Below are 21,097 nucleotides of genomic sequence, written 5' to 3'. Positions count from 1 at the left end.
AAAATAAATGTGGAAGATTGAGAAAATGTGTGAATAGGGAGTCTGGCCAAGTGTTAAAACGTTTATCGATTACGCTGCTTTGTGCTGCAAGTTTATCGGGATGTGCAAGTTTTATTTCTGGTGGAACGGGAACGGCACCTGTTGGGACAAGTAGCGGTGAGCGTAGTCTAGGGCAGGTTTTTATTGATTCTTCAATCAAACGTACTGCAAATGTCAATTTATATAAACTCGATAATCGCTTTAGACAGTCTCGGATTAATATCGAAAGCTTCCATAGCAATGTTCTATTGACAGGACAAGTGCCTGATCCTTATTTGAAACAGTTGGCTGAAGACAATGTTCGTGCAATGACTGACGTAAAAGCAGTGCATAACTACATCACTGTCGGTGACAAAGTCGGTTATAGCACCATTATGCAAGATGGTACGGTGACTGCGAACACACGTGGTTTGCTCATGAGAGCACCAGTTGTCTCTGACAGTAAAGTTCTTGTGCATACTGAAAATGGTGTGTTGTATGTGATGGGGCGTTTAAATACTGCTGAGATCAGAGATTTAGATGACGTTTTACAAAAAGTTGGTAATGTGAGTAGAATTGTTACTCTGATTGACAATATTGACCAGTCTTCAGGAACAATGGCAAGCTCGACGGCTGCGATGCCGATGGTCGGTGCTGCGACAACACAACCTTTGGTTGAAACGCCTGTGGCAATTGATCCAGATCAAGCTGAGCCAGTGACTATTACTCCAACTACTCCCTAATTTATGAAACAAATTATTCAACAAGTACAACAAAATGTAATGCGGGCGAAAAACTTTTATCAAGAGTTTCGCCTGTATGATTTTGCAAGTTATTCAATTAACTATTTGACGCCTAAAGATACCTTTGAAAAAGAAGTACATCTTGCTTATGGCTTGAAAGCGAGACAGCGTTTAGATTTATATCGCACCAAAAATTCGAAGAAACAGAGACCGTTAATTGTATTTGTTCATGGTGGTTCGTGGCAGCATGGCAATAAACGTGATTATCTGTTTATTGGAGAAACATTTGCGCGAGAAGGTTATGATGTTGCAGTCATTAATTATCATCTTGCACCTGAGCATATCTTTCCAACATTTATTGATGATATTGCACAAGCCATTCACTATTTAAATCAGAATCAAAGTAAGTTAAATATCTCTACGGAGAATCTGATTTTGATGGGGCATTCTGCTGGCGCTTTCAATGTCATGTCAGTGGTGTATTCTGCTCAAGCACAAAGTTTTAAATACAAAGATAAGATTAAAGCGATTATTGGATTGGCTGGACCTTATCATTTTGATTATGTTGGTGACCCTTTATCGGAACATGCTTTTAATCTAAATATTCCCTATCAACAAGTCATGCCTTGCTATTTTATTGAGCCAAATCAGATTAAACATTATTTGCTAATGGCTGAACAAGATCAGTTGGTTGGTAAAGAAAATAGTTATAAGCTTGATAATGCTTTAAGAGAAAAAGGCAACCATAGTCATATTGCCGTGATCCCAAAGACGGGGCATGTTACGATTTTGGCGACATTAGCAAGTCTGATGAGTCATTATTTTAAAACCAAGCGTACGATTTTACATTTTATGGAAGAGGCGTTAGAACCTTAAAGGAAAAGCATCATTAAGATGCTTTTTTATTTTCCATCATCTGCATAATCATGGCATGTGCGATACTGCCCTTGAAAGGAATCTCTGGTAATTGATCAAATCTAAAGAATTGAGCATCACTGATCTCTTCAAGCTGTAATTCGATTTCACCAGAATCGTATTCCGCATGAAAAGCAATCATGAGATTACTTGGGAAAGGCCAAGGTTGGCTTGACATGTAGCGAATATTTTTAAGTTTTAAACCCACTTCTTCTAATGTTTCTCGTTGTACTGCTTCTTCTAAGGTTTCGCCAACTTCAACGAATCCTGCAATTAACCCATACATATTGCTTTTGTTATGCGCTGATTTAGCCAATAATACTTCATCATGACCTTTGGTAATGATGGTAATGATGCAAGGCTGTACACGTGGGTATTGATGATATGCACAAGCAGGGCAAACCATTGCATACTCTTTGGTATGAATATCGGTTGCGTGTCCACAATGACTACAGAATTTGTGATTGCGTCGCCACTCAAGTAGTTGAACGGCGCGACTTGCTTGTAAAAAATCTGAGGTTGACCATCTTTGGATAAGTTCCCGAATGGGGATAAGTTGATACCCTTCGGGAATTGATTCGCCGTCAAACAGATCACGTGCGACGACACGATCATTGTGGTGTATCGGCAAGTCACTTGCTAATTTTTCAACCTTGGGTAGTTGGAAGTTTTCATCTACTAAAAGTTTTTGATGTTGAAAAATATAAGCAAGTGATAGTTGAGACATTAGGCTGCTAAAGTTTGTAATTGCTGACTATTTGATAATGCCACATCGAACATAGATTGCAATACAGGCTGTTTGTTTCTTAAGTTATCAACAAGTAAATCTAAACCTGCGACGACATTCAGAATACAGTTAATTTGTTGTGCATCGAACACAAGGTTCTGTGCCAAACGATTTTCGGCAAATTGTGCTGCACCTAAGAGTGCCGTTTGTTGCGCAGAGCTACCTAAGAATTGGGCAGCACCAGAAAGCTCTTTTAAGTATTTAGGCAAGGCTTCCAAGCTGTGCGCAGTTGGGTCTTGAACATAAAGGCTTAAAGTTTGCGTCAATGTTTCCACAAGTGACTTTGTCTCAGTCAACAAGGCTTTATGGGCTTCATCCAACCGATCTAGTGAGATATGCATATTATTGACGCGTAACTGTAGACGGCTGGAGGTGTAATTACGCTCCAAAATTCCAATTGAATTCATGGACGCTAAAATACTATTCATCAACTGCTGAACTGAAGTCGCATCCGTTAGAGTGTTAGATTGGCTTAATTTTTCAGCTTGTTGCGTTAACTCTCTTGCTGCCTCATTTAAATTCAGCACCTTGAATACATTAGAAAGCTGATTTAATTTTAGCTGAATCTCTTGGGTTTTTTCATTTGACATATTTTGGTGATTGTACTCAATTTCATTGCGAATTTGAGCCATTTCATCCGTCATCAATTGGCTGATGGTATGAATGGTTTCATAGTCAGGGCCGTATAAATGACGACTTAAAACTTGAAGTTGTGTATCACTTAATAGCTCATCACCAATATTGAGTTGTTCTCGAATATGCTGTGAAATATGATCTTCTTGGCTAATACAAATCGATAAAATATCGGCGAGATCGACAATGTTACTTTGAAAAGCAGGCGGTGCTGCTAAGAACTTACCGATATTGGTTTCAATTTGAATCAGGGTACGCAGACGCGCTTCTGTAATCGAAAGTTCATCAATGAGACCTAAGCCAACATTCACCAATTGCCAGTATTGTTGACTTGGAAGGTTGGAAGCTAAGCCAGCTAGATAAACACCAACCAGTTTAATTCCTTGCAAATCTAATGGTGTTTCGACTTGTTTAATCAGTTTATTTAAACATAGCTTATAAAGCTGATGAATATATTGGGATTGTTCTAAGCTTGGTGCTTTAGGAAGGTTGAAGCTCGGTGTGATAAATCCAAGTAAGGGTTGGATGGTTTGACCTTCTTTAGTCATCGGTTTGCCTAGAGCGAGCTCTAAACGATTAAGTGTATCCAGCAAGAATTGCGGAACTTTAACCTCGCGGAGACAGATAAATTCAATATAACGTCTCAACATCGTTGTTCCTTCACTGAGCGCAACGACATCACTGATCTTGATTTGTTCAGGTTGAGCCATGATTTTACGCATAAGCTCAGTAGAATATTGTGTAATTTGTGACAAATGCGGCATATCAATCAAGGCAAGTACTTGCGTACATTGTTCAAATTGATTGAGCGCGTCATCAATCCCAAAGGGTAGGGCTTGTTCTTCGGCAAGCGTATTTACTGCGGTTTCTACCAATTTAATCGAGTTATCGATCTCATTTTTTATTATTAATAATGCCGTTGGGTCGAAATGAATCGAGGTTTGGTAAGACATATGACCTACACCTTTCCTGAGTTGTTATATCCATGTACCTCCTTTTCAGGAGGTCTAAATCACTGACAGTTAATATAACTTAACTTTGAGCACTTAAAATATAAAAACTAACCTCGATCAAAAAAATTATTTGGCGAAAAGGCAAGCTTCTCCATGTTTTTCTTCATATTGTTTGACCCATGTCTCATGTTCATCTAACTCATGTTCTGATGGTTTGATAATGACTAAGTCAACTTGAACACTTTGACGGGTTATTTTCTTTTCATCTTGTTCTGCTTGGGTCAGGGTGTCCATATCAAATGCGACTTGTCCACCAGTCATCGCAAGATAGACATCTGCTAAAATTTCAGCATCGAGTAATGCGCCGTGGAAAGTACGGTCACGTGCAGGAATTTCATAGCGTCTTACCAGTGCATCCAAGGAGTTTTTCTGGCCAGGGTGTTTGTTTTTCGCTAATGCTAAGGTATCGGTGACTTCACAGACTTCTGAGAGTAAAGGCAAACCAACACGTTTAAACTCCATATTTAAGAAGTTCATATCGAATGCGGCATTGTGCGCGATAATTTCAGCACCTTTTAAAAAGGCAAATAGTGTATCGGCAATTTCTGCATATTTAGGTTTGTCTTTTAAAAAGTCATCGCTAATCCCATGCACATTTTCAGAATCACCGACAGGTTTTTCTGGGTTGATATAGATGTGAATCGAGCTGCCTGTGAGTTTGCGATTGATCATTTCAATCGCACCTACTTCGATAATGCGGTCACCATCTTGAAAATAAAAACCTGTGGTTTCTGTATCGAGAATAAGCTGGCGAGGGCCTTGCAGATGTACTTTCGCCTCAGTAATCACAATATGTGGGTGCTGATTTGTGGATAGGACATCCATCACAACTTCAGTAGATACTTCAGTTTCCTCTCCATTGTCTATAATTTCCTCAGGTTCTGACGCCTCGATCATCTCATCTGTATCAGCTTCTAGATCTAAGCCAAAAGGATCATTTAAGAGCCAATCAGCTTCAGGCTTTTTTATATCAGCGTTAGCCTGTGTGGGTGATTTCAGTTGTTGAGCAATTTGTTCAGCACCTTGATTGGCTAACTGGTCGGCCATTTCATTGCCTTCATGCCCAGCATGACCTTTGATCCAGTTCCACTCGATATCACGATTGGCACAAACTGCATCTAATTTTTTCCACAAGTCTGGGTTTTTTACGTCTTTCCAGTTTTTCTTTTTCCAACCATGAATCCACTCGGTAATGCCTTGTTTGACATAGTTAGAGTCTGTCCAAATAATAAGATGAGCATCCATTGGACAAAAAGAAACGCCTTCAATGGCTGCTTGAAGCTCCATACGATTATTTGTGGTTTCAGGCTCACCACCATAGAGTTTATGTTCACCTTGTTCAGTAATGATGTATGCCCCCCAACCCCCGAGACCTGGGTTACCTTTACATGCGCCATCAACATAAAGCGTGATTGTCTGTGACATATTTGAACCTGAACAATAAAACGGATGAAAAGCTTGATGTGTTTCTCGTGCAAATAGGCAGAAGTAGACATTCAAGTGGATAGGGAATATTAGCATTCCCTCGTGATAACTTGCATTGTAAATGCTAAATTTTGCTTGTGAGCGTTACAAAACTCATCTTTTTTAATTTCTTGTAACATTTCCATGCAAATCACGTTAAATTATTGCCTTGTCTAAGTGACATGCTTTACTACAATGGCAAATCAAAGTAATAAACTCGCGTAAGTGGACTGGAAGATTTTATGTATAAATCGAACACATTGGTGTGGCAAACATCTGCAACATCATTATTCAAAATTACTGTACTTACTTCTGCTCTGGCTGCGTTGGGAATTACAACGGGATGTTCCTCAACACCTCAATCAAAAAAGGCTTCATCTTCTAAGCAACTTGGCTCGGGTTATTTAGATGCAAGTAGTTTAGATTCACTTGAAGATTTACTTTCTGCGACGGACATGCGAGCAGTAGAAGGTGATCGTCTACTGGTGTTGAAACACGGTGATGTGTGGAAGCGAATGACCGTAGGTTTCAAGATGGATTTGAATCGTCGGGACTCTCGAATTGAAGCACAACGTGGTTGGTTTATTTCTCGTCAGCCTTATCTAGATCGTTTGAGTGCACGTGCCAGCCGATATTTATATCACACTGTGAAAGAAGCAGAACGTCGTGGCATGCCAACCGAACTCGCATTATTGCCTGTGATTGAAAGCTCTTACGACCCTGCGGCGACCAGTAGTGCAGCAGCGGCAGGTTTATGGCAGTTTATTCCAAGTACGGGACGTATCTATGGTTTACAACAAACCAGTTTATATGATGGTCGCCGTGATGTTGTGGAATCTACACGTGCTGCATATGAGTTCTTAGGTAGCTTATATAATCAATTTGGTTCTTGGGAACTGGCTTTGGCTGCTTATAATGCAGGGCCAGGACGCATTCAACAAGCGATTAACCGTAATAAAGCTGCAGGTTTGCCAACGGATTACTGGTCTTTGAAACTACCACAAGAAACCATGAATTATGTACCTCGTTTCTTGGCGGTCGCACAAATTATTAAAAATCCAAATGCTTATGGTGTTGCGTTACCACCGATTGCCAATCGACCTCACTTTCGTGAAGTTAACTTAGCTGCACCTTTATCATTGAATGAAATTTCATCGATCACGGGTTTAAGCCGTTCGGAATTGTATGCCTTAAACCCTGCACATCGTGGTGAGACAATGGATCCGATGAGTCCATTGCGAATTTTAATTCCAGCAGATCTAAGTCCTTCAATTGATGCAAGATTGCGTTCTAATAAATCAGGTTCTGGCGGTTTTTGGGCAAGTAAAACACCACCACCTGTGATGAACAATTCATCAGGTGCTTCAACCACGATTCGTACCACAACCAATCCAGCACAGACGAGTAGCACAACACCAAAGTCCTCAGCACCTTTGACCGCGAGTAATACCTCACGTCCAAGCTCAACGACAGCAGCAACCAATGTTAAGGTGAATACCCCACGTGGATCAGATGCTTTGGCATCATTTGCTGCATCAGCAAATGTGCCAAGTGCGCCACGTATTCCTGTTGCCATCACCCCAGCTGCAAATGTAAAGCCTGTAAATATAGAGCCGCCAATTTCAAATCAAGAGCGTGAGCAAATTGTTGCAGCGATGAAAATCGAAGGTGAGCCGAAGTCTGCTACACAGGTATTAGAACCTCAAGCAACACAAGCTGAAAAGGATTTGGTTGTTGCTGAAATCAAAGCGATTGCGCCAAAAGGCACTGAAATCGTAGATCCATTTGACGGCAAGATTAAATTAACCGCGATTCAGACTAGCCAATCAGTTTCCGACGAAAAAGGCCAAGAAGTCAGTAAAGGTTTTGCTTATCCGAAGAACTTGGTTGAAGACAAAGCGACGGCGAACAGTGATGATGCCAAACGTAATCAGGGTAAACCATATATCAGCACTGACAATGATGTTGTCGTGGTTGCACCAAAAGGCAAGCGTAGTACCTATGTGGTCATGCCAGGTGATACTTTAGCTGTGATTGCTCAAAAAAATGGTGTGAGTTGGCGTGATATTGCCAAATGGAACCAAGTTGATCCAGCAGGGACTTTATTTGTAGGTACAAGTTTATATTTATATGATGCGAAGCCTCAAGCCGAAGCTGTAAAAGCAACTGAAGCTAAACCTGAGAGCTATGTTGTACAATCGGGTGATAGCCTAACCACCTTAGCGGCTCGTTTTGATTTAACGCTTAAGCAATTGGCTGATTACAATAACTTGTCGGTGACAGATGGTTTGTTTGTTGGGCAACGATTAACGCTTAAAGAGCCAAAGAACAATACACGCACCACTCAGCAAAGTGGGTCACAAACAGCCCGTGCCACTGATGCGAAAGCAACGACCACGCAAAAAGTTGCCACTACATCTTATACGGTTAAACGTGGCGAATATTTGAAATTGATCGCTGATCGATATGCGCTATCTAACCAAGAACTTGCTGATCTAACCTCTGGCCTAACTGCAAGTAGTAGTTTGTTGGTCGGGCAAAAAATCAATGTTCCTCTGCAAGAAGTTGCTGAGACTAAAAGTACGGTTAAATATGAAAATGTAACCGCATCGACCAGCTATAAGACTGAAAACTATACCGTACAACGTGGCGATACATTATCCAGTATTGCAACCCGATCAAAGATCACACTGAATGAATTGGCTGAGCTGAATAATTTGAAGTCAAATAGCGGTGTTCGTCTCGGGCAAAGCTTGAAGATTCCTGCTGGCTCAACAACTCCAGATCAGTATGTGGTTCAGTCAGGGGATAGTTTGAATGCGATTGCTGGTCGATACAACTTACAAGTGAGCTATCTGGCGGACTTGAATGGCTTGCAACCAACTTCGGGTGTGCGTATCGGTCAACGTTTAAAATTAACTGGCGAAGTGGCTAAAGCAGAAACACCAGCTCAACCAGAAGCTAACAGAGCAAGTAACGCACCAGCAAACCGAAATACTGCAAATACAGAACAATATACCGTTAAAGCAGGTGAGTCGTTGAATAGTATTGCGAGCCGTTTGGGGATGACTGGGCGTGAGTTAGCAGACTTAAATCAATTACGTGCCAATACAGGTTTACAACGTGGTCAAACCATTTTGATCCCTAAAACTGTGACGGAATATAAAGTTAAGCGGGGTGATACTTTAATCGGTCTAGCCAGTCGATATGGTTTACAAACCAACGCACTTGCGGAAATGAATGATTTAGCTCCAAATACTCAATTACGTATCGGTGACGTCATTAAAGTTCCAAATTTATAAGGATAAATATGAACTTGTCTCATGGAAGAGCACAAACTCTCATCCTTTTGTTTGGTTTGGGGGTGAGTAGCCAATTCAGTTTGGCTGCTCAACAAACCACGCCTTTTTTGGCTGTGCATGCAACACCTCAATATTCTCATTTAAAAGTGATGCCTTATGCAAATGCAAATGCACCTAAAGGTGGGATGCTGAGCCAGTCGAGTAATGGAACATTTGATAATCTGAACAGTATGAATGGCAAAGGCAGTTCAACCGATGGGGTCAATTATTTATTTGATACCTTGATGGATTCTTCCTTAGATGAGCCGAATGTCATGTATCCATTGCTGGCTGAAAAGGCCACATACGATCCACATAAGCCTAAATTTGTTATTTTTTATCTGAACCCCAAAGCGCGGTTTAGCAATGGCGATGTGTTGACTGCTGATGATGTCAAATTTACTTTTGATACCTACCAAGAAAAAGCCAACCCAGGCTTGAAAATGTATCTATCAGATTTAGAAAAGACTGAGGTGTTATCTAAATACCAAGTCAAATTTACTTTTAAATCTGATGACAATGCTGAAATGCCGTTAATCGTCGCAAGCTTACCGATCTATTCCAAGCAAGAGTGGCAAAATAGAGATTTTACCCGTGTCACCATGCAGCCAATTTTGGGATCAGGGCCATACTTGATCGATCGGATTGATGCAGGTCGAAGTATCACTTATAAACGTAATCCAAATTATTGGGCGAAGGATTTACCTGTCAATCGGGGACGTTATAACTTTGATCGCCTCAGATATGTGTACTATCGTAATTTGGATGTGACCTTTGAAGGATTTAAATCTGGGCAATTTACCTTGCAGGAAGAAAATATTTCGCGCCGTTGGGTAACTGAATATAAATTTCCCGCAGTTCGAGATGGCTTGGTCAAGAAATATAAAGTGAATTTAGCGAAGCCCTTAGATTTTCAGAGCTTTGTATTTAACACCAGACGAAAACCATTCGATGATATTAATTTACGTAAAGCACTAAGCTATGCCTATGATTTTGAGTGGCAAAATAAAGCCCTGTTTTATGGACAATATCAACGTTTACAAAGTTACTTTGCCAACAGTGAGTTAGCCGCAGTTGGAAGACCATCCGCAGCAGAAATGTCAGTAATCAATCCTTACTTATCTAAATTAAATCCATTGATGCAAAAAGGTGTCTTGGCGGATTGGAAATTTCCAGCTTCGGATGCCAGCGGTTTCAATCGACAAAATTTATTGTCTGCTCGCCAAATCTTGCTAGATGCAGGTTATACAGTCAAAAATGGTCGCTTACTTGATCGTCAGGGTAAGCCGATTGAAATTGAACTTTTAATTCACCAAGACGGTATGCAACGGACATTAATGCCTTTTGTTCGTAATTTGAAACGTTTGGGCATCACAGTCACTATTCGGCATGTCGATGTGCCACAGTATATTGAGAGAATGCGACGCAGTGATTTTGATATAACCACCATGCGCTTACCTCAGACCATTACACCTGGTAAGGAACAAGCACAGTTATGGGGAACAAAGGCTGCAGATGAGGAAGGAAACTATAATTTTGCAGGTATTAAAAACCCAGCCATTGATCAAGTGATCCAAAAAATTATTGCTGCCGAGAGTCGTGAACAAGTGGTATTGCATACTCGTGTATTAGATCGGTTATTGCGCGCAGGCTACTATCATATTCCAACGTATGGAAAGCCTGAAACATGGTTGGCGTATTGGGATATGTACCAACAACCAACGCAAAAACCAAAACTATCGATTGGTGTTGATTACTGGTGGGTGGATACTGAAAAAGCAAAGAAAGTAAGTCAATATTTGCGGAAAAAATAATCAGTCTGGATAATAGGGATAAGATTGATGGGAACATATATATTAAAACGGCTACTCCTGATTATTCCAACTCTGTTTTTTATTTTGTTGATTAATTTTGCAGTGATTCAAATTGCACCAGGCGGACCTGTTGAGCAAGCGATTCAGCAAGCGCAAAATTTCCAAGGTGTGGGGTTGTCTGGAGGGGAAACAGCACAACAAAGTTCCCAGACTCAATATCAGGGCGCCAGAGGGCTGAGTGCGGACATGGTGGAGCAAATCAAGGCGCAGTATGGCTTTGATAAATCAGCGCCCGAACGCTTTTGGCTTATGCTCAAAGGTTATCTATCTTTTGATTTTGGCACCAGTTTTTTTAAAGATAAGCCTGTTACCCAACTACTCTATGAGAAAATGCCCGTGACTATTTCATTGGGTTTATGGAGTACGCTTTTAATTTATCTGGTGTCTATACCCCTTGGCATACGCAAGGCTAAACAGCATGGTTTAATCTTTGATAAATCGACCTCGTTATTATTGGCAGTAGGCTATGCCGTCCCATCTTTTGTGTTTGCCGTGTTATTGATTGTGTTCTTTGCAGGTGGCAGTTATTTCCAATGGTTCCCACTGCAAGGATTGGTATCAGAGAATTTTTCCCAACTCAGTACGCTCGACAAAATTAAAGATTATTTTTGGCACATGAGTTTGCCATTGTTGAGTATCGTGTTGGGTGGTTTTGCGGGTTTAACCTACCTGACTAAATACTCCTTTATGGAAGAATTAAACAAACAATATGTACTTGCGGCACGTTCCAAAGGACTGACTGAAAATCGCGTGTTGTATGGGCATGTCTTTCGTAATGCCATGTTGATTGTGATCGCTGGATTGCCTGAAGCTTTGGTTGGCATTTTCTTTGTCGGTAACTTATTTATCGAAATCATCTTTAATTTAGATGGGCTTGGGCTTTTGGGCTTTGAAGCAATCGTGCAACGTGATTATCCTGTTATTTTTGGTACTTTGTTTTTGTTCACTTTACTTGGGCTGATTCTGCGTTTGGTCAGTGATGTGCTGTATCAGGTGATTGATCCTCGTATTAACTTTGATGCGCGAGGGGTAAAATAATGTCTCCCGTGATGCAAGCACGTTTAAACCGCTTTAAGAAAAATAAACTCGGTTTCCGCTGTTTTATTCTATTTACGATCATTTTTATTTTGTCATTGGCGGCTGAATTCATTGCCAATGACAAGCCTTTGATCGTGAAGTATCAAGACAGTTTTTATTTTCCTGTCTTTAAAGATTATCCAGAAACCACTTATGGTGGTGTGTTTGAGACCGCAACCGACTATCAAGACCCCGCAGTGCGTGAGTTGATTTCTACTCATGGCTGGATGCTCACACCTATTGTTCCTTTTTCATTTCAGACACCAAACCTTGATTTAACCGTACCTGTACCCTCTAAGCCGACTGCACAAAACTGGTTGGGGACGGATGATCAAGGACGGGATGTACTGGCGCGGGTACTGTATGGTTTACGTGTGTCCTTGCTATTTGGTTTTGCTTTAACCATTTGCGCGGCGGTATTAGGCATTATTGTGGGTGCAATCCAAGGCTATTATGGTGGTTGGATTGACTTAATCGGACAGCGTATTCTCGAAGTTTGGGGGGGATTACCAATGTTATTTATGGTGATGATCCTTGTGAGTATGTTCACCCCCAACGTTTATTGGCTATTTCTAATTATGTTGTTATTTGGCTGGACGGCATTGGTTGGATTGGTTCGTGCAGAATTTTTACGCGCCAGAAACTTTGATTATGTTCGGGCCGCACGTGCGCTTGGGGTGACTGATCGAACCATTATTTTTCGGCACATTTTACCCAATGCCATGAGTTCGAGTTTGTCGCAACTCCCATTTATGTTGACTGCAAATATCACGGCATTAACGGCATTGGATTTTTTAGGCTATGGTTTACCACCAGATGCGGCTTCTCTTGGTGAATTGTTATTACAAGGAAAAAATAATCTCAACGCCCCGTGGTTAGCATTGTCAGGCTTTTTTACGCTTGCAATTGTGTTGTCATTATTGATTTATATTGGGGAGGCGACACGTGATGCATTCGATCCAAGACAGTGATTCTATAAAAAATGATGTGCTCAAGGTCAAAGCACTCACCGTTTCCACAGCGACGGGTCAGGTTTTGGTTGATCAATTGAGCTTTGATTTATGTGCTGGAGCTACTTTAGCAATCGTGGGTGAGAGTGGTTCAGGAAAATCTGTGAGTAGTTTGGCTTTGTTGGGGCTATTACCTAACCATTTAAAAATACAAGGGCAAGCATGGCTACATGATCAAGACTTATTGGCTTTAGTAGATACGCCAGCTTTACGACAAGTTCGCGGACAAAAAATTGCCATGATTTTTCAAGAACCGATGACGGCATTAAATCCTTTGCATCGGGTTGAGAAAATCATCGGAGAAAGTTTGTTGTTGCAAGGTTGGTCTAAAGCCAAGGTGCAAAAAAAGGTCATTGCCTTATTGAACGATGTAGGTATACCTGAACCCGAACAAAAATTACGTCGTTATCCGCACGAGTTATCTGGCGGACAACGTCAACGGGTGATGATTGCAATGGCATTGGCGCTTGAGCCAGATATTTTGATTGCTGATGAGCCAACAACGGCATTGGATGTCACTTTACAAACTCAAATTTTGAATTTGCTAAAACAACTGCAACAGCAACGCAATATGGCGATGATTTTGATCAGCCATGATTTAAATTTAGTCAAACGCTATGCTGATGATGTGATTGTCATGAATAAAGGGCGAGTGGAAGAGCAAGGGGCGGTGAATGAGATTTTTACTCGTCCACAAGCGGCTTATACCCAGCATTTACTGGATCATGATTTTGGTCAGGCACTCTCATATACAGAGGGTCAGGTCATTCTTGAATTAGAACAGTTAGGGGTTAGATTTCCGATTAAACAAGGATTGTTGAATCGAGTGAAAGATTATTTTACTGCGGTTGAACCATTAGATTTGACGCTAGAGCAGGGTGAGTCTTTAGGTGTGGTGGGAGAAAGTGGGTCGGGTAAATCAACTTTGGCTTTAGCAATTACCCGTTTGATTGAGAGTGAAGGGAAAATTGTTTTTTTGGGGAAAGATTTAAACCAACTCAATGAAAAAAAATTACGTCCATTGCGCACTGATTTTCAGATTGTATTTCAAGATCCATTTAGTAGCTTAAATCCTCGTATGACGATTGGACAGATTATCGGTGAAGGATTGGCGCTTAAAGCATTAGATCAGGTTGTTGTAGAGCGACAGATTGAGCAAACGCTTGAGAAAGTGGAATTGCCGATTGATTTTAAAAATCGTTATCCACACGAGCTATCAGGAGGTCAACGGCAACGTGTTGCATTAGCACGTGCGTTGGTCTTACAACCGAAATTGATGATCTTGGATGAACCGACCTCAGCCTTAGACCGAACAACACAACGTGCAATCGTGAAGTTGCTCAGACGATTGCAACAGCAAGAGCAGATTAGTTATATTTTTATCAGTCATGACTTGCAAGTCGTCAAAGCACTCTGTCAAAAGGTCATGGTATTACGTCATGCAAAAGTAATGGAATATCAATCAACTGCGTTACTTTTTTCACAACCAAAAACAGAATATACCCGTCAGTTGATTGCTGCCAGTCAGTACTAGCTTGTAATTAAGTTGACATGTGGTATTGTCAAGTGATCAGATTATAATTGAATAAGTACTCTAACTTTTGTAGCAGAGGATGACCATGAGTCAGATTGCAGACAGTATCACCATTCGTAATACCACATTTAAAAACCGCATTATTAAAGGTGCGATGAGTGAAGCATTGGCCAATCATGAAGGACAACCCAATGATTTGCATATCGGGCTATATGAAGCATGGGCTAAAGGTGGTTTGGGCTGTGCTATTACAGGTAATGTCATGGTCAATATCGCTGCCAAGAACGAGCCTGGTGTCGTTGCAATAGAAACTGAACGTGATTTGGCAAGACTACAACAATGGGCTGCAGTCGGTAAAAAATACGGTATGGTACAGTTGATTCAATTGTCTCATCCAGGCCGTCAATGTCCAAAAGGTTTGAATAAAGAAACAGTTGCGCCTTCTGCTGTTCCATTTAGTCCGATGTTGGCGACGATGTTTGGTACACCGCGTGAACTCAAACATGAAGAAATTTTAGATATTATTCAACGCTTTGCCACTGCTGCTGCGATTTGCGAGAAAGCGGGTTTTGAAGGTGTGCAGTTACACGGTGCACATGGCTATCTGATTAGCCAGTTTTTATCACCACTGACCAATAAACGTACTGATGAGTGGGGCGGTTCGGTTGAAAATCGTATGCGTTTCTTGGTTGAAGCATATAAGGCTGTTCGTGCTGCAACCTCAGAAAACTTTATTATTTCTGTAAAACTTAACTCTGCGGACTTCCAACGCGGTGGAATTACTGAAGAAGATGTGATTACGGTATTCAAGGCTATAGATGCTGCTGGTATTGATATTATTGAAATCTCTGGTGGTACTTATGAAGCCCCGGCAATGGCTGGTGCTAAAGCAAGTTCTCGTAAGGCAAGCACGATTGCACGTGAAGCATATTTCTTAGAGTTCTCTGAAAAAATCCGTCAGCATGTTTCTTGTAAGTTAATGGTGACAGGTGGCTTCCGCACTGTTGCTGGAATGAATGCTGCGCTTGAAAGTGGTGCCTGCGATTTTATTGGTATTGCTCGTCCATTGGCTGTTGAAACAGATTTAACCGATCGTTTAATCGCAGGTCATGATGTACGTTATGCGGTAAACCAAATCAAAACAGGCATTCCTTTTGTCGATAAAATGGCAATCATGGAAATCATTTGGTATGCGGCACAGTTCAAAGCGATTGGACAAGGTAAAAAACCAAATCCTAAATTGTCGCCGTTATTGGTATTCTTAAATTATGCAAAAGGGAATATCAAAGCAGTGGTTAAAGGGCGGGTTAATTCTCGAAAATCAGCCTAATGCTTTTAAGGACTCTTCGGAGTCCTTTTTAATTTTTATGTATAAATAATTTGATCTTCATTTAGAATATTCCTTTTTAAGGGGGTATCTATGATTTGGATCGTTATTCTTATAATTGTATGCGCAATTTTCGTATTTGTTTTCGGAAATGTAAATAAAGGGAATAAAAAAGGAGAACGTAATCCTATAAAAGGCCGACGTCTCATCTCCATGAATGAACAACCAACATTTTTGAGACTTAGAGAGGCACTACCAGAGCACATTGTTCTAGCTCAGGTCGCGTTCAGTGCATTCATGACTGCTAAAGGATATGCAACACGAAACTTATTTAACCGTAAGGTCGCTGATTTTGTTGTATTAGATAAACAGTTTAATGTTGTGGCAATCGTAGAGCTTGATGACTCATCGCATAAAGGGAAAGAAGCAAAAGATGCTGAACGAGATGCCTTGATTTCTGAAGCTGGTTATCGCCTTATTCGTTATCAAAGAACACCTGATCTTGATCAAGTAAAAAAGGATTTTGGGGGCGGTTCGAGCAGCATATCGATAGCTACGTCTATTACATTAGCTAAAACTGATTTTGTCTCTGATGCATTTGTAACTGAAACAGAGTCAACCGAACAAAAAGGAATTTAATCTGTAAGCGATAAAAAAGCCACTGTCTTAAAAGATGCAGTGGCTTTTTTGAATTTGGCGTCCCTACGGGGATTCGAACCCCGGTTACCGCCGTGAAAGGGCGATGTCCTAGGCCTCTAGACGATAGGGACTTCTTGAGGTGGGTGTATATTAGGGTTCTGCCACCAAACTGTCAAGAAGATGCGGAGACAGTTTGTTCAAAATATAGCAAAACAGTTCAGCAGTCTTCTGTGTATCGTATAAAGCAGAGTGTGCTTCTTTACCATCAAACTCGATTCCAGCCTGAATACAAGCTCTTGCGAGGACGGTTTGCCCAAACATCACTGCACTAAGCGTAACGGTATCAAACACCGAGAAGCTATGAAACGGATTCTGATTTTTAGTGCCAGTGCGTGCAATCGCTGCTTGCAAGAAACCCAAATCAAAGTGCGCATTGTGACCAACCAGTACGGCATGGGTACAATGTTGAGCTTTACGTACTTCAGTGAGTGATTTGAAAATACGACGTAAAGCACTACGCTCATCTTCAGCCATCGCAACACGCATTGGGTTGAAAGGATCAATACCAATGAAATCTAATGAACGGCGATCAAGATTAGCGCCTTCAAAAGGATTGATATGCGCTTGAAAAGATGGGCCGGGTATAAACTGACCTTGTTCATCATAGACAATCGGAATGCATGCAATCTCAAGTAACGCATCGGTCTGACAGTTAAAACCTGCTGTTTCAACATCAACAACAACAGGTAAAAAACCGCGAAAGCGCTGCCCTATGACGGGAGCTTTATTTTCTTGTGTCACACTTTTCTCCATTGCAGTGTTTTACCTGCATGAAGTGGAATGATTTTCTGGTCAGCGAGATAATCAAGCGACTCAGGAACGGTGTGTTCTTCTTTGACTAAGGTGATCGTCGTGGTATTACGTGGTAATCCATAAAAATCAGCCCCAAAATGGCTGGCAAAGCCCTCAAGACGCTCTAATTTTCCGACTTGATCAAATGCTTGTGCATAGAGTTCAATCGCTGATGGCGCACTGTAACAACCTGCACAGCCACATGCATTTTCTTTGGCATCTTGGGCATGTGGTGCACTGTCCGTACCTAAGAAAAATTTAGGGCTACCACTGGTGGCAACTTCTAACAAAGTCGTTTGATGGGTTTGACGTTTTAAAATCGGTAAGCAATAGAAATGCGGTTTGACACCACCTACCAACATATCATTACGATTAAATAATAAATGTTGAGGTGTAATCGTGGCAGCAACATTACGATCTTGTTCAACGACAAAATTCGCTGCATCACTGGTGGTAATATGTTCTAACACCACTTTTAATTTTGGGAATTGTCTCAGTAAAGGTGAAAGCACCTCATCTAGAAATCTTTTTTCACGGTCAAAAATATCAACATGATTATGCGTGACTTCGCCATGAAGTAATAGAGGCACTTGATGCTCTTCAAGTTGCTCAATCACTGCATACACTTTACGAATATCACTTACACCGTTATCAGAGTTTGTTGTTGCGCCAGCAGGGTAAAGTTTGATGGCATTTACATGATCTGATTCTTTGATTTTACGAACTTCATCAGGTGAAGTGAAATCGGTAAAATAAAGCACCATACGAGGGTCAAAATTGAGCCCTTCAGGAACATGGGCAAGAATACGCTCGCGGTACGCTAAAGCCTCTTCTACAGTTTTGACTGGTGGAACAAGATTTGGCATACAAATCGCGCGGGCAAATTGTTTTGCCAAATCGGGTACTGTGCGTTTTAAAGCTAAACCATCACGTAGGTGAGCGTGCCAATCATCTGGTTGTAAAAGTGTAAGAGTATTCAAGGTGTACTTCAAACTTAAAAATAATACAAATAATAATGCATAAAGTGTGAAAATGGTAACTACAATTACGGATAAGTGGTTAAGTAAAGTGCACGACGGGATGTGGATTTGTGTTATTTTTATCCAGCATAAAAATACCGTACTATAAGAAGAGTAAAAAGGATGGAAAATCAATATGATCTTGAGCGGTTAAGGCGGTCTAAAGAAGCACTCGAGCAGCTCGTCGTCCAGCATTTTAAGTCAAAAAAAACCCATCAAGCTTTACCTGAAAAATTAGAAAATGAGTTTTGGCGGTTTAATATTGATCGAACACGCGTAAATGCGATCCAATTTTTTGGTCAAGGTGTGATCACCTATGCGATTTTTGTGTTGTTGATTTTGCCTTCTAACTTTATCGTGATTCGTGAAAGTGCAGATTTTGTCTCAGATTTTATCTATAGCATTTTGAGTTTAATCGTGGTTGGCATATCACTGTTTCTATTTTGGGTGTTTGCGCGTTTTAGAAAATTGAATGCTTTATTTTACCCCGCATCCTGCACCATTGTTTTTTACACTATTTTTCTGACCTCGTTACTGATGATGAGCGTTTCAAATGTTGTTCTTCAAAATCAGGCAATGGTCTTGATTGCTTTCTTATATATGTTGGGTTTTATTCTAAGTGGTATTAAACCACTACACATGTTGGTGATCGGTACGCTTGCTGCCATCATGATTTTACTATTTCTGTATTTATTTAAAATTCCTTGTGATTTCCTCATGATCGGGCGAACCTTGATTGGCAGTATATTACTTGGTTTTTCGATTAGTGTGATGCTCAACTCTAAAGAGCGACGAATATTTTTAAAGTCAAAAATCTCAGAAATAGATGAAAAAATTCTACGTTTACAAGCATCTGAGTTATTGCATCTGAGTCAACATGATGAACTTACTAATGTTTCAAATCGGCGTACTTTTGAAGAGATGTGTTCTTATTATTATGACTTAGCATGTCAAGAGCAGACATCTTTATCTGTATTGTTCATCGATATTGATTATTTTAAAAACTATAATGATTTTTACGGTCATCAGATGGGTGATCAAGTTATTTCTGAAATCGCTAAAACCATAAAAGGTTCGATTAGGCATATGGACTTTGTTGCACGTTATGGAGGAGAGGAGTTTGTGGTGCTTTTACCGCAAACGTCTGCGCAAGGTGCTTATGCTGTTGCGACGAATATATATCGTGCCATCGAGCGACAGATGATTCCGCATGAGAAGTCTTTAGTTTCAAATCATGTCACCATCAGTTTGGGGATTACCGTTTTTAATGGAAATCCAAAAATTAGCCAAGAGGTGTTAATCCATACTGCTGATAAAGCGTTGTATCGCGCCAAACAATTGGGGCGCAACCAGATTTATTATCAACCATTACCGAATATCGAAGAAAATCTTAAAAATTAAAAAAACCGAAGATCAACTCAATGATATTCGGTTTTATTTTATGCAAACGATTTGAATTACTCTAAGAATCTTACCGTTACACCAGAACGTACTTTATTACCCAAATCATTGGCATCCCAGTTGGTCAAACGGATACAACCGTGTGATGCAGTCTTGGAAATAAGTGATGGGTTTGGTGTACCGTGAATACCAAATGATTTCTTGCTTAAACCAATCCAAATATTACCTACAGGACCATTTGGACCCGGTGGAAGTGATAATGGCTTAAGATTTTTTCCTTGGACAAAGTTCGATGGCGAATAGCTGTACCAAGGGTTTTTAGCAACACCTGTTACTTTATAAGTACCCGTCGGAGAAGGCGTACTTGTACTGCCAATTGTTGCAGGAAATGATGCAATCATTTGGTTACGGCTGTTGAATAGATAAAGTTGTTTTGCACCTTTGTGCGCCACAATCAAATGGATATCTTCAGGTAAATCATTGCGGACGTTTGCAACAACAATTTTTTGACCCACTTTGTTAAAGTTTGCTTTAGGGTTTAGTTGTCTAAGGAATCGTTCATCCATGTGAAACTTTTCACCTAACATTTCTGTTACGCGAGTGTAGTGCAACCCTTTCATTTTCGCTTGTAAGGCATAATCTGAAGGGATTGAGTCGACATAGGGAACTTTTAGATCTGCTTCTGTAATGGTGTATTCAACATAAGCTGGCTTAGTTTGTTTGGCAACCAATGCATCCCACGTTTCTTTGGTGAGCTGACCTGTTGGTGTTAAACCATTCATTTGCTGGAATGAAGCAATTGCTTTTAATGTGTTTTGACCATTTGAACCATCAATTGCACCTGGTGAAGCATGCGCATTGTTTAACATCACATGTGCACGTGCATAAGCAGGCAATTGGCGTCTTGGCATATCTTCATACCATTCAGCGGCGTTAATGGCATCCATGGTCCAAGATGCAGGAACTTCTGGGGCTTGTGATGGCGTTTTAGATACAGTTGTTGCTGCATCTAGTGTCGCTTCACGAGCTGGAGCTGCTGTTACAGCAGTTTCAGGTGTATTTTCTATTTTTTGAGCAACATCTGCTGCTGGGTTTCGGCTAAGCTGAGGTTCAGATGCAGCAGACACAGCAGCACTACTTGGCGCTGCATAATCAATTGCCAAAGGATCAATCGGATCTTGGACTGCAGAAATCTTTTGGGGATTTAATGCTTGCTCAGTTGTTGGCGCAGCAAAAGCAACATTAGCAAGAATACAACTTAAACTCATAGCGAGTAATGAGCGAACAAACATGTAATTCAACCTTAAGAATTATTCATTTAGGAATATAAGACTTTGCAAGTATTACAGAAAATGATCAAGCTTGCAGTAGCAATTTTGTGATCAAGCGTTTTTTTCGTCAGTTAAAGTCATGTACCGCATAGCATTATATATCTGGGACGATTTTTGCT

General features: G+C 40.7%; 16 protein-coding genes and 1 tRNA gene. 10 read left to right on the top strand and 7 right to left on the bottom strand.

Annotated features, from left to right (window positions below; genetic code table 11):
* Positions 1-50: 50 nt before the first annotated feature.
* Both MMO38_RS11020 and MMO38_RS11015 read left to right on the top strand, forming a co-directional pair.
* Positions 51-761, top strand: coding sequence for a BON domain-containing protein (locus MMO38_RS11020; protein WP_004670500.1), 711 nt, complete (start codon positions 51-53; stop codon positions 759-761).
* Between the two features lie 3 nt (positions 762-764).
* Positions 765-1,637, top strand: coding sequence for an alpha/beta hydrolase (locus tag MMO38_RS11015; RefSeq protein WP_241323565.1), 873 nt, complete (start codon positions 765-767; stop codon positions 1,635-1,637).
* Positions 1,638-1,650: 13 nt separating this feature from the next.
* On the opposite strand, the gene nudC is transcribed toward MMO38_RS11015, so the two are convergent.
* The 3 genes from nudC to dnaQ form a co-directional block, all read right to left on the bottom strand.
* Positions 1,651-2,403, bottom strand: a complete 753-nt coding sequence (gene nudC, locus MMO38_RS11010; RefSeq protein ID WP_241323564.1) for an NAD(+) diphosphatase — start codon at positions 2,401-2,403, stop codon at positions 1,651-1,653.
* Positions 2,403-4,049: a chemotaxis protein gene (locus tag MMO38_RS11005; protein ID WP_241323563.1), complete on the bottom strand. Its 1,647-nt coding sequence runs from the start codon at positions 4,047-4,049 to the stop codon at positions 2,403-2,405. The genes nudC and MMO38_RS11005 overlap by 1 nt, the downstream gene beginning before the upstream one ends.
* A gap of 126 nt (positions 4,050-4,175) precedes the next feature.
* Positions 4,176-5,534: a DNA polymerase III subunit epsilon gene (dnaQ, locus tag MMO38_RS11000; RefSeq protein WP_241323562.1), complete on the bottom strand. Its 1,359-nt coding sequence runs from the start codon at positions 5,532-5,534 to the stop codon at positions 4,176-4,178.
* 281 nt (positions 5,535-5,815) lie between these two features.
* Between dnaQ and MMO38_RS10995 the strand changes: the two genes are divergently transcribed.
* The 7 genes from MMO38_RS10995 (at position 5,816) to MMO38_RS10965 (ending at position 16,375) form a co-directional block, all read left to right on the top strand.
* Positions 5,816-8,875, top strand: coding sequence for a LysM peptidoglycan-binding domain-containing protein (locus MMO38_RS10995; RefSeq protein WP_241323561.1), 3,060 nt, complete (start codon positions 5,816-5,818; stop codon positions 8,873-8,875).
* An 8-nt stretch (positions 8,876-8,883) separates the two neighbouring features.
* Positions 8,884-10,728: an extracellular solute-binding protein gene (locus MMO38_RS10990; RefSeq protein ID WP_241323560.1), complete on the top strand. Its 1,845-nt coding sequence runs from the start codon at positions 8,884-8,886 to the stop codon at positions 10,726-10,728.
* 27 nt (positions 10,729-10,755) lie between these two features.
* Positions 10,756-11,826: a microcin C ABC transporter permease YejB gene (yejB, locus tag MMO38_RS10985; protein ID WP_241323559.1), complete on the top strand. Its 1,071-nt coding sequence runs from the start codon at positions 10,756-10,758 to the stop codon at positions 11,824-11,826.
* Positions 11,826-12,836 (top strand): ABC transporter permease, encoded by a 1,011-nt coding sequence (locus tag MMO38_RS10980; protein WP_241323558.1) that lies wholly within the window; start codon positions 11,826-11,828, stop codon positions 12,834-12,836. Before yejB ends, MMO38_RS10980 begins: the two co-directional genes overlap by 1 nt.
* Positions 12,814-14,409, top strand: a complete 1,596-nt coding sequence (locus MMO38_RS10975) for a dipeptide ABC transporter ATP-binding protein (RefSeq protein WP_241323589.1) — start codon at positions 12,814-12,816, stop codon at positions 14,407-14,409. The genes MMO38_RS10980 and MMO38_RS10975 overlap by 23 nt, the downstream gene beginning before the upstream one ends.
* 85 nt (positions 14,410-14,494) lie before the next feature.
* Positions 14,495-15,739, top strand: a complete 1,245-nt coding sequence (locus MMO38_RS10970) for an NADH:flavin oxidoreductase/NADH oxidase family protein (RefSeq protein WP_241323557.1) — start codon at positions 14,495-14,497, stop codon at positions 15,737-15,739.
* A gap of 90 nt (positions 15,740-15,829) precedes the next feature.
* Positions 15,830-16,375, top strand: coding sequence for a DUF2726 domain-containing protein (locus tag MMO38_RS10965; protein WP_241323556.1), 546 nt, complete (start codon positions 15,830-15,832; stop codon positions 16,373-16,375).
* Positions 16,376-16,430: 55 nt separating this feature from the next.
* Here the strand turns inward: MMO38_RS10965 and MMO38_RS10960 are convergent.
* The 3 genes from MMO38_RS10960 to pyrC form a co-directional block, all read right to left on the bottom strand.
* A tRNA-Glu gene (locus MMO38_RS10960) sits at positions 16,431-16,506 on the bottom strand.
* Between the two features lie 19 nt (positions 16,507-16,525).
* The gene (gene rnt, locus MMO38_RS10955) at positions 16,526-17,188 is read right to left on the bottom strand and encodes a ribonuclease T (RefSeq protein ID WP_241323555.1); all 663 of its coding nucleotides are present in this window, start codon (positions 17,186-17,188) and stop codon (positions 16,526-16,528) included.
* Complete coding sequence (gene pyrC / locus MMO38_RS10950) at positions 17,173-18,207, bottom strand: dihydroorotase (protein ID WP_004670512.1); 1,035 nt, start codon at positions 18,205-18,207, stop codon at positions 17,173-17,175. The genes rnt and pyrC overlap by 16 nt, the downstream gene beginning before the upstream one ends.
* 162 nt (positions 18,208-18,369) lie before the next feature.
* Here pyrC and MMO38_RS10945 point away from each other — a divergent pair, with 162 nt between their 5' ends.
* Complete coding sequence (locus MMO38_RS10945; RefSeq protein ID WP_241323554.1) at positions 18,370-19,647, top strand: GGDEF domain-containing protein; 1,278 nt, start codon at positions 18,370-18,372, stop codon at positions 19,645-19,647.
* 56 nt (positions 19,648-19,703) lie between these two features.
* Here MMO38_RS10945 and MMO38_RS10940 read toward each other — a convergent pair whose 3' ends face one another.
* Positions 19,704-20,939, bottom strand: a complete 1,236-nt coding sequence (locus MMO38_RS10940) for a L,D-transpeptidase (RefSeq protein ID WP_241323553.1) — start codon at positions 20,937-20,939, stop codon at positions 19,704-19,706.
* Positions 20,940-21,097: the final 158 nt, after the last annotated feature.

This window comes from Acinetobacter sp. NIPH 1852 (genome assembly GCF_022549455.1).
Taxonomy (GTDB): Bacteria; Pseudomonadota; Gammaproteobacteria; order Pseudomonadales; family Moraxellaceae; genus Acinetobacter.
Note: the sequence above shows the minus strand (reverse complement) of the source record. Positions and strands in the feature narration are given on the sequence as shown.

What these genes read in the sequence shown, in the direction of transcription:
- MMO38_RS11015 (WP_241323565.1), top strand. Translation starts at nt 765, where the DNA reads ATGAAACAAATTATTCAACAAGTACAACAAAATGTAATGCGGGCGAAA.
- nudC (WP_241323564.1), bottom strand. Translation starts at nt 2,403, where the DNA reads ATGTCTCAACTATCACTTGCTTATATTTTTCAACATCAAAAACTTTTA.
- MMO38_RS10990 (WP_241323560.1), top strand. Translation starts at nt 8,884, where the DNA reads ATGAACTTGTCTCATGGAAGAGCACAAACTCTCATCCTTTTGTTTGGT.
- MMO38_RS10940 (WP_241323553.1), bottom strand. Translation starts at nt 20,939, where the DNA reads ATGTTTGTTCGCTCATTACTCGCTATGAGTTTAAGTTGTATTCTTGCT.
- MMO38_RS10945 (WP_241323554.1), top strand. Translation starts at nt 18,370, where the DNA reads ATGGAAAATCAATATGATCTTGAGCGGTTAAGGCGGTCTAAAGAAGCA.
- MMO38_RS10995 (WP_241323561.1), top strand. Translation starts at nt 5,816, where the DNA reads ATGTATAAATCGAACACATTGGTGTGGCAAACATCTGCAACATCATTA.
- MMO38_RS10965 (WP_241323556.1), top strand. Translation starts at nt 15,830, where the DNA reads ATGATTTGGATCGTTATTCTTATAATTGTATGCGCAATTTTCGTATTT.
- rnt (WP_241323555.1), bottom strand. Translation starts at nt 17,188, where the DNA reads ATGGAGAAAAGTGTGACACAAGAAAATAAAGCTCCCGTCATAGGGCAG.
- MMO38_RS10975 (WP_241323589.1), top strand. Translation starts at nt 12,814, where the DNA reads ATGCATTCGATCCAAGACAGTGATTCTATAAAAAATGATGTGCTCAAG.
- MMO38_RS10970 (WP_241323557.1), top strand. Translation starts at nt 14,495, where the DNA reads ATGAGTCAGATTGCAGACAGTATCACCATTCGTAATACCACATTTAAA.
- MMO38_RS11005 (WP_241323563.1), bottom strand. Translation starts at nt 4,049, where the DNA reads ATGTCTTACCAAACCTCGATTCATTTCGACCCAACGGCATTATTAATA.
- yejB (WP_241323559.1), top strand. Translation starts at nt 10,756, where the DNA reads ATGGGAACATATATATTAAAACGGCTACTCCTGATTATTCCAACTCTG.
- MMO38_RS10980 (WP_241323558.1), top strand. Translation starts at nt 11,826, where the DNA reads ATGTCTCCCGTGATGCAAGCACGTTTAAACCGCTTTAAGAAAAATAAA.
- dnaQ (WP_241323562.1), bottom strand. Translation starts at nt 5,534, where the DNA reads ATGTCACAGACAATCACGCTTTATGTTGATGGCGCATGTAAAGGTAAC.